Origin of the sequence: Desulfobulbus alkaliphilus (assembly GCF_016918545.1) — a bacterium.
Taxonomy (GTDB): domain Bacteria; phylum Desulfobacterota; class Desulfobulbia; order Desulfobulbales; family Desulfobulbaceae; genus Desulfobulbus; species Desulfobulbus alkaliphilus.
Genome location: NZ_JAFFQC010000255.1, coordinates 1 through 444, shown reverse-complemented (window position 1 = coordinate 444; position 444 = coordinate 1). Strand labels below are relative to the sequence as shown.

Genomic DNA, 444 nt, shown 5'->3' with positions numbered 1-444 from the left:
CTGTTCACTAGTGATATTCTTCCAATTTCGGCGCGATTTCGGTGCAGAAGTCGCGGGTTGCACCTTTTCGCACGGGCATCACTGTCAAGCCGCGATCACCCTAGGGGGGTCAACGCAGGCGAGGGCCGATGGCTACAATGTGGCTTTTCGTCGGCGCTGGCCGACCCTCTGCACAAGGATTGGACATGGATTGCACTGTGAGCTGGACCGGCCCGGATGGCATGGCCTTTTTGGCGGAAACCGGCAGCGGCCACCTCGTCACGATGGATGGGGCCCCGGACGGCGGTGGCCGCAACCTCGCACCGCGCCCGATGGAAATGGTCTTACTGGGCACCGGTGGCTGCACCGCCTATGACGTGGTGCTGATCCTGAAGCGGGGTCGCCTGGACGTGCAAGGCTGCAGCGTCAAGCTGCACGCCGACCGCGCCGAGACCGATCCGAAGG

The 444-nt window shown here is 63.5% G+C and carries 1 protein-coding gene; it reads left to right on the top strand.

The features are described from left to right. Positions 1-185: 185 nt before the first annotated feature. A partial coding sequence (locus tag JWG43_RS18400; RefSeq protein WP_240193683.1) for an OsmC family protein occupies positions 186-444 on the top strand: 259 nt, incomplete at its 3' end.